The following is an 8,324-nucleotide window of genomic DNA, read 5'->3' on the forward strand; positions in this document are numbered from 1 at the left end:
GCGAGCGCAACCCGAATCATATCCCGCTTTCGACGGAGTCTGGTCAACGCGCTTCTTGAGTTTCAGCGCGTGTTCTTTCAGCGCAGATTCGAGCTGCGGCTGGTGTGTTCAGGTCTCACCTCGAAGACTGAATGACATTTCGCTCCGCGCACTCTGGACCAGAGACGACGGTTCGCGGTTTAACTGGATTCTAGCGGGATCAGCCTTTTTCCGCATGGTGTTGAATCCGGTGCACTCAAATTCGCCGGCTGGTGACAGGGCACCCTCCTTCGGGGTCTTCGATGATCAGAACGCGTACCGCCCTGCTCATCCGGCCCCTTCCGGTTCTGTCCGTGTTTCGTTGAGCAGGAGCCAATACAGCCCGAGTTGGCGCACAGCCTGGACGAATTCCTCGAACTCGACCGGCTTGCGAACGTAGCTGTTGGCGCCGCAACTGTAACTTTTGACGTCCTCCTGCTCCCTGGATGAAGTGAGGATCACAACGGGCAGCAGTTTTGTCCGATCGTCCGCACGCAAACGACGCAACACCTCCAGGCCGTCGATTTTCGGCAGCTTCAAATCCAGGAGAATGACGGCCGGCATCGCACCCGGGTCACGTCCCGCGTGCGTCCCGGTGCCAAACAGGTAATCCAGCGCCTCGACTCCGTCGCGCACCACGGCAAGTTCGTTGGCCACATTACTCTTCTCAAAGGCCAGCCGCGTCAGCTCCTCGTCGTCCGGATTATCTTCCACCAACAGGATGATTTTTTTGTTCATCCGCAGATCCCTTCAGCCCGGCAGGGTAAAATAGAACACGGAGCCCTTTCCGACTGCGCCCTCCGCCCAAACGTGCCCGCCATGGCGGTGGACGATGCGTTGGACGGTGGCCAGGCCCACGCCGGTGCCTTCAAATTCAGTGACACTGTGCAACCGCTGGAAAGCGCCGAACAGTTTTCCGGAATACGCCATATCAAAGCCCGCTCCATTATCGCGCACAAAGCAGGCCCGCTGGTCCTTACCCGGCGCAGAGCCAAATTCAATTCTAGACTGCGCCAGCTTGCCGGTAAACTTCCAGGCGTTCCCCAGCAGATTGGTCAGCACGATTCGGATCAGGCTGGCATCGCAATGAGCGACCAGACCCGTCTCAATGACGAACTCCGCGCTGCGGTGCGGTTGAGTCTGCTGCAGTTCGGCGGCGATGCCACGGGCCATGGCACTCAGGTCCACGGTCATGCGACGGAGCTCGCCGCGGGATACCCGCGACAGATCCAGAAGATCGTCGATGAGCTGGTTCATATGGCGGCTGGCCGAGCAGACCCGTTCGAGGTGACTTTTGCTGCGGTCATCAAGTTTGTTCGCGCAGTCTTCCAACAGCGCCCTGCTGAACCCGTCGATGGCCCTGAGCGGCGCCCGCAGGTCGTGTGACACAGAGTAGGAAAACGCCTCCAGCTCCCTGTTGGCGACTTCAAGTTGCGCGGTGCGCTCATGCACCCGTTGCTCCAGTTCTCTGTTGAGTCTGCGGATTTCCTCCTCGGCACGCCGGCGATCGGTGATGTCGCGGGCCATTTTTGAGATGCCGATGATTTGGCCTGAGCCGTCTTTGACAGGAGAAATGGTCACCGAGACATCCACGGCCCGTCCGTCTTTTCGCACGCGCACTGTTTCGAAATGTTCGATGCGTTCGCCTCGCTTGAGTTTCGCCAGTATTTGTCGCTCCTCATCCAGCCGGTCGGGCGGGAAAAGAAACTCGATGGAACGTCCCTTGACCTCGCCGGCGGCATAGCCGAAGAGGCGTTCCGCAGCGGGATTCCAACTGGTGATTGTTCCATCCAGGTTTTTGCTGATGATCGCGTCGTTCGACGATTCGACAATCGCCGCAAAGTGCAGCAGCGTTTCCTCGTCGCGTTTGCGCGCGGTAACATCGTTCGCGAGCACCAGACGCGCGGGCCGCTCTTCGAACTCCAATTCGTGCGAGACAATTTCCACAAACATGATCGTGCCGTCCTTTTTCCGATGACGCCAGACGCCGGAATCCTCGAATGCTTTTGACAGAATGGAGACGCTTTTTTCAAGCAAGGGAACATCTTCACCGGGGCGGATGTCCCTGAGGGTCATCGCCAGAAACTCATCGCGGCTGTACCCGTAACGACGGACGGACGCTTCATTGACGGCGAGGAAGGACAGTGTCCGCGCGTCGTACACCCACATGGGCAACGGATTGCTTTCAAACATCAGACGGTACAACCGTTCGCTTTCCTGCAACGCTGATTTAGCTTCACGCTTCATTGGCGCGTCGCAAGATCCGTTTCCACAGTGGATCGCTGAATGAAGTCAGTCGGCGGGGTCGGTCCAGGTGGCACAACCCGGACATGATCACTGACGGAACCAGGAGAAGCCGCATCGCCCTGGACCGCCATGACCAGCGATGTCCTTCGGTATCATCGGCAGAACCGTGGTTGTTCAGAAACTCATTCACGTTCCCTCCGCTAAAATTCGATCGCTGCGACAGTCCGCCGCGCAGTTCGACCACAACCTGCGTCAGACGAAACTTCAAGCAGGCGGCACCGAAACCGGACGGACCAGCGCCCAATGCAGGCTCAGTTGCGGCGTGACCTGGCTGAACCGTTGGAAATCCACCGGTTTCACAATGTAGGTCTCCGCGCCGAGCCGGCGGCTCTCCGCGATGTCCCGGTCCTTCTGGGAGGTCGTCAGAACAATCACCGGAATCATCCGTGTGCGTTCGTCGCTCTTGACTCGCCGCAACACCTCCAGCCCGCCGATCCTCGGCAGGTTCAGATCCAGCAGAATCAACCGGGGACGGCGGGAAATCCGCCGGTTGATATGCGTGCCGTCGCCAAACAGGAAGTCGAGTGCCTCAGCGCCGTCGCGAACGACCTGAACGTGGTTGCTGATCTTTGCCCGTTTGAACGCGCGCATCGTCAGTTCCACGTCATCCGCGTTGTCCTCCACAAAAAGGATCTCCACGAGTTCGTCGGGCGAATCACCGCTTCCGGTTTCATGCGGCGCTGTACGCGAGGCGAACAGCGTCGAAACGGAAATCTCGAGCGCGTGCGCAAGTTTTTCAATGCTTTCCAACGAGAGGTTCCTCGCTCCCCGCTCGATGTCCGACACGTACGTGCGGTGCAGCCCCGCGCGTCCGGCGAGCTCTTCCTGGGAAATGCCCAGCCGGCCTCTCCATGTTTTCACCGCGGTGGCGAACAAGGACTTGGCATCGGATCTATTTGTTGGCATATTTGGGCGCGCTCTCGTTCCGAGAACCCGTCGGCATCATAGCAGTCTCGCTCAACAGACTATAAGTGACAATCGCGCTGTTTCTCTTGCGCACCCAAAGAAAGACGAGCTAAGGCTGCGGTGGACCGGCGCGAAGCCCGGGCCGTGACGGCGGTTGATTGGTCGCCTTGGTCTTGAATGCCGAGCGCAGCAGCCAGTGGCGTTTCAGTCCCTGCACCAGTTCGTCCATGTGGATCACCGCCGCGGAAATGGAGCCCAGCATGTTCGTATTACTCTGCACTTGCGCGTTGAGATTGCTGGTAATGCTGGCGAGATTGTCGAGAGAGAGCGAGAGCTTTTCCGCGACGGCGACGAAGTTGGTGTCAACACCGGCAAGCGTGGTATTGGCGTTGGCCGCTGCGAGTTCGAGTTGCACATTGAGGTTCGTGGAAAAGAGCCAGCGGCCGAGCGAGCCGTTGAACTCGCGCAGTTGCGCGGTGATTTCGGCCAGATTCGTCGCAGCGGGCCGCGCGTTCTGAGCCAGAGCGTTGAGATTCGACATCGCTTGAGAGCTGTTGGTCAGCACCGCGGTCAACTGGTTGGTCAGATTAAGTATTCCAGGAAGAGCTTGTTCGATCTGATTCGCGACCTTCTCCAGACGCTCGGTTACGGCAGGCGATTCATCGGCCAGCAACCAGTATTTTGAGTTTCTTGTATAAGTCGCATAAGTGCCTTCCTTGTCCTGCCAAACGCCCGTGATTACTCTCTTACCATCGACAGTTTCTTCTCGATATGTGGCGTAGTATTCCTTCTTTGATCCGTCGAGGTTCGTCCAACCGGCACTACCGCCTTTCGTCACCTCCAGGTAACGATTCCCCAAAAAATCCGCAGCGGTGACTTTGACGTGAGAGTCGGGAAACCAGATATAACCGGCATTTGTAGCCGTGATTCGAAATTCAATGTAAACGTTGTATGGCGAACCTGGTTTCTCTGGAAGAATCGCAGTGATCTGGCCGGCCTCGAACCCCATCAGCTTGACGGGATCGCCCACTTTCAATCCGGCGGCGCTGTCCACGTAAGTGTAGTACGTCACCTTGGTGAGAAACCACCCCTTCCGCACTGCCGTGTGATAAAGGTAATAGACGAATCCCGACAGCAGCAGCGCAGCCGCCAGGCCGTCGAAGATGCCCACGGCCCGTTCCATCCGGCCGAGCCGCGTCCGCAATTGAGGTGTCAGGTCCTGGAGCGACATCTGTTCAACCCATCGCAAAATCCGCCGCCAGCAACTCGCGCAACAGCGGCTCGTCGCAACAACCAAGTTCGGCGCGTCCGCCAACCGACAACCACCGTTTTTGTTTCAGGAGCGCGAATTGTTTCCCCTGATCTGTCCACGGACGCAGGTCATGACACGCGACCACAAGCGCGACCGGCTGTCCCCGCGTCACGGCATTGCCGCCGGGAAGACTCACCAGGAATTCCCTCCACCAGCGCGACTCCTGCGGCCCCAATCCCGCCAGTGGATTGTCCAGCAACAGAACGTCCGGGTGCATCGCCATCGCGCGAGCGAGCCCGGCACGCTGGCGCCAGGCGTGTTTGATCTGGCCGGGAGTACAGTTCGCGAACTGCGCCAGATCGGTCGCGTCAAGGATCTCCTCGACGCGCTCCTTCGTATTGATCGCGCAGCGCCCATGGTGATAACGAATTGGCAATGCGATGTTTTCCGCGAGAGTCAGATGATTGAACAGCCGTCCGCCGTTTTCGAACACCAGGCCGATGCGCATCCGCGCCGCGAGAAAGTGGTCCTCCGCCAGGTCCGCAGTATCGCTGCCAAAAAGACGCAGTGTTCCCCGCAGCGGACGGTACAAGCCGGCCATCGTCGCCAGCAGATCGCTCTTTCCCGAGCCGGGCGGACCACCGACGACCCAGTAGTCTCCCGTCGAAATGCTCCAATCAACGCCCTCGATCGAAACAGTACCGGTCTCGCTGGCATTGCCAACGGCAACCCCGACCATTTGAATGACCGGCTGCATCGCAGCCGTCGACGAGTCTGTGGTTCGCGAGCCGGTGTTCACATCACGAGGTAGACAATGATGAACAGTACATCCAATAACACACACGCCACCAGGCTCTGTACAACGGCGCGTGTCGTCGCGCCGGAGACCTGTTCGAGGCGCAAGGGCTGGGCCAGACCCTGGTAACAGGTCGTCACCGCAATGATGATTCCGAAGCAGCACGTCTTGAGCGCGAGCAGGGCGAAGTCCTCCCAGCTCAACGCCATCGCAAGTTGTTTGAAGTAGTCTCCCGGCAGCAGCGGCACGTCCTGCACGAACGCAAACAGGTACCCGCTGATCAACGCGGCGAGGATGAAATAGACCGTGAGCGAAAAAATTGCGAACGCAAGCCCGACCACGCGCGGAATCACCAGATAATGAACCGGATCAATGCACAGTGCCTCCAGCGCCTCCACTTCGCCGAGCGCGCGGGCCGTGCCGAGCTCGATCACGTAAGCGGCGCCAACGCGAGCCAGCACCAGCAACGCGGCTGCGAGCGGACCCAGTTCGCGCACCACGACCGTCACCATCACCGTGCCGGCCAGGTTCTGGGCGCCCACGCGCGTCAGCAGGGCAACCATCTGCCCGATGATCATCAGCCCGAGCGCGCACGCCAGAAAACTGATCATCGGCAGCAGACGCAGACCGGCGCGGTACACCTGCGATCGGATCAACGGATGAATGACGTGCGTGGAAACGTTGAATTTCGCGACGGCCACGCCGAGCGTGATCAGCGTGAACGCGATCAATCCCCGGGTGGTCTCAAGGAACCGGACGATGCTCCTGCCAACGGAATCAAACTGGCGAAGCAGTAACGGCGGCGCGGCTTTCTCCGCGTCCGGCAGGTTGGCGGCGGCGCTGCTTTCCACGGCGCGAGCGTAGTGACTCAGGCATCCGGGGTCAAAAGTTGATTTTCAAGTCACCACGCGGCCAGTTCGGCCTTCAATCGTTCGATCGGCAAACCGACAACGTTGGAATACGAACCGGAAATCCTTTCAACGAGCAGGTCTCCTTTCTCCTGAATCGCGTAAGCGCCGGCCTTGTCGAGCGAGTTGATCGCGCCCAGGTAGTAACGGATCTGCTTTGAGTCGAGCTGGCGGAACGTCACACGGGTTGTCTCGGTGAAAATCTTTTGGCGAAACCGGCGCAAATGAATAAGACAGACGCCGGTGGCCACACGGTGGGTGCGGCCTTGCAATTTCCCGATCATTTGTCGGGCGTCCGCAAGGCTGGACGGTTTGCCGAAGATCTCGTCGTCGAGGCAAACGAGCGTGTCCGCCCCGATCACCAGGGCGTCGGGAATTTTCTTTGCCACCGCGCGCGCCTTCCGGTACGCGTTGAGCTGGCACAATTCGCGGGCCGTCAGTTGTTCGTTGCGCGTTTCCGATGCGTCGCTGGGCACGACGCGGAACTTCAACCCCGTCTCGCGCAGCAGTTCCGCGCGGCGCGGCGAAACCGAGGCGAGAATGAGCGGAGGCAGATTCATCGTGTCAGTTCTTACGGGTGTCTTCGGCATGGTATCGCGCCATCAACATGGATTCGTGCAGTGCGCCACTGTAAAGACCGCCGACATCGCTTACGAAATTGCGCCTTGAAGGCCACTTTGGAAAGTTAGACGATCCGGAGCCTCTTTGCAATCGGAAGGCAGTTCATCGAACGACGTCTGCTATCGATTTCTCTCCAGCGATCACAGTTGCCTCTCAACGACTACTAATGAAAGCCGCGCTTGCTCTTTGCTTGCCACAACAGGCGGCTTCCCTTACGCTGCGCATCAACCAATCCTATGAACAAAGCGATCCGCTTCAAACTTTTTCTAATGATGGTCCTGGAATTTTTCGTATGGGGCGCGTGGTTTCCCCTCATTTTCGGCTACCTGCCAAGCCTCGGTTTTTCAGCTTCCGAACCACCTCATATTCTCGCACCATTGATTCCCAAAGCCGTATCTTTTTTCTTCTCGGAACAGTCCCTGATTCTAAATGCGTTTCCGGCGGCCGCCATCGTGGGGATGTTTTTCAGCAATCAATTTGCCGACCGCAACTTTTCCGCGGAAAAATTCCTGGCCGTAAGTCATCTGATCGGCGGGGCAGCGATCCTGTCGTTGGTTTGGGTTCAGGCGTTTTGGCCGTTTTTTTTCCTCATGCTCGTGCACTGCCTGCTCTACGTGCCCACGATCTCCATTACGAACTCGATCGCTTTCACCCAGATGAAGGACGCACAGAAGGAATTTGGAATTGTACGCATGGGCGGCACGATCGGATGGATTTTGGCCGCATGGCCGTTCACGTTCATTCTTGTGGACTGGGACAAGGTGAAGGCGGCAAATCCTCAAAGGCTTGTTGATTGGCTGGGCATCGTGTTGGGCTCAGGCCTTACCGGCGATGCGCTCCAGCAGGGCACCAAGTGGACTTTTATCGTCGCGGGCGTCGCATCACTGGCCCTCGCTGTTTTCAGTCTGACGTTGCCCCACACGCCGCCAAAGCCGGCCGAGGAGGGGGTGGCTAAGCTGGCCTGGCTTGAAGCGATGAAACTGCTCGGCCTGCCTTTCATTCTGGTGTTGTGGACTGTGACATTCGTCGATGCGACGGTGCATAATCTTTTTTTTAACTGGACAGGACGCTTTCTTGGAAGTGCCGTGACGGCGGGCGGCGTGGGGATTCCAGGCAACTGGATCATGCCCGTGATGAGCATTGGCCAGATTGCCGAGATCCTTACGATGCTTGTCCTCGGCGTTACGCTGAAATCGCTCGGTTGGCGGACGACGATGATCATCGGCATTCTTGGCCACGCGGCACGTTTCGCCGTATTTGCGTTGTTTCCCCAACACAAGGAGATCGTCATCCTCGTCAACGTGCTTCATGGAATTTGCTACGCCTTCTTCTTCGCCACGGTTTACATTTTTGTTGATGAGTTCTTTCCGAAAGACGCGCGCGCCAGCGCCCAGGGCCTGTTTAATCTGATGATCCTCGGCCTCGGTCCATTGGCGGCCAACATCGCCGGACCGAAGCTCATCGGAGAAACATTCAACATTAACGGTGTGGTGGATTTCAAAAGCCTGTTTCTCAT

8 protein-coding genes are annotated in these 8,324 nt (G+C 58.2%); 1 reads left to right on the forward strand and 7 read right to left on the reverse strand.

Translation table 11 applies throughout. The annotated features are described in order from the left end of the window. Window positions 1–306: 306 nt before the first annotated feature. The 7 genes from VN887_00635 to VN887_00665 form a co-directional block, all read right to left on the reverse strand. Window positions 307–756: a response regulator gene (locus VN887_00635; GenBank protein HXT38505.1), complete on the reverse strand. Its 450-nt coding sequence runs from the start codon at window positions 754–756 to the stop codon at window positions 307–309. Window positions 757–768: 12 nt separating this feature from the next. Continuing rightward, window positions 769–2,265 (reverse strand): PAS domain S-box protein, encoded by a 1,497-nt coding sequence (locus VN887_00640; GenBank protein ID HXT38506.1) that lies wholly within the window; start codon window positions 2,263–2,265, stop codon window positions 769–771. Window positions 2,266–2,529: 264 nt separating this feature from the next. Next, a complete protein-coding gene (locus VN887_00645) occupies window positions 2,530–3,231 on the reverse strand; it encodes a response regulator (protein HXT38507.1) in 702 nt (233 codons plus the stop codon). A 109-nt stretch (window positions 3,232–3,340) separates the two neighbouring features. Next, window positions 3,341–4,462, reverse strand: coding sequence for an MlaD family protein (locus tag VN887_00650; GenBank protein HXT38508.1), 1,122 nt, complete (start codon window positions 4,460–4,462; stop codon window positions 3,341–3,343). A gap of 4 nt (window positions 4,463–4,466) precedes the next feature. Beyond that, window positions 4,467–5,240, reverse strand: a complete 774-nt coding sequence (locus VN887_00655; protein ID HXT38509.1) for an ATP-binding cassette domain-containing protein — start codon at window positions 5,238–5,240, stop codon at window positions 4,467–4,469. Window positions 5,241–5,278: 38 nt separating this feature from the next. Continuing rightward, on the reverse strand, window positions 5,279–6,130 hold the full coding sequence (locus tag VN887_00660; protein HXT38510.1) for an ABC transporter permease: 852 nt from the start codon (window positions 6,128–6,130) through the stop codon (window positions 5,279–5,281). A gap of 50 nt (window positions 6,131–6,180) precedes the next feature. After that, window positions 6,181–6,747 carry a Maf family protein gene (locus VN887_00665; GenBank protein ID HXT38511.1) on the reverse strand — a complete coding sequence of 189 codons (567 nt, stop codon included), beginning with the start codon at window positions 6,745–6,747 and terminating at the stop codon, window positions 6,181–6,183. 297 nt (window positions 6,748–7,044) lie between these two features. Here VN887_00665 and VN887_00670 point away from each other — a divergent pair. Further along, on the forward strand, window positions 7,045–8,324 hold a 1,280-nt coding region (locus VN887_00670; protein HXT38512.1), incomplete at its 3' end, for an MFS transporter.

The organism is Candidatus Angelobacter sp. (assembly GCA_035607015.1).
GTDB lineage: Bacteria > Verrucomicrobiota > Verrucomicrobiia > Limisphaerales > AV2 > AV2.

Bases quoted from the DNA above. Each gene is read 5' to 3' on its own strand.
- VN887_00665 (HXT38511.1), bottom strand. From the start codon at position 6,747: ATGAATCTGCCTCCGCTCATTCTCGCCTCGGTTTCGCCGCGCCGCGCG.
- VN887_00645 (HXT38507.1), bottom strand. From the start codon at position 3,231: ATGCCAACAAATAGATCCGATGCCAAGTCCTTGTTCGCCACCGCGGTG.
- VN887_00635 (HXT38505.1), bottom strand. From the start codon at position 756: ATGAACAAAAAAATCATCCTGTTGGTGGAAGATAATCCGGACGACGAG.
- VN887_00650 (HXT38508.1), bottom strand. From the start codon at position 4,462: ATGTCGCTCCAGGACCTGACACCTCAATTGCGGACGCGGCTCGGCCGG.
- VN887_00655 (HXT38509.1), bottom strand. From the start codon at position 5,240: ATGCAGCCGGTCATTCAAATGGTCGGGGTTGCCGTTGGCAATGCCAGC.
- VN887_00640 (HXT38506.1), bottom strand. From the start codon at position 2,265: ATGAAGCGTGAAGCTAAATCAGCGTTGCAGGAAAGCGAACGGTTGTAC.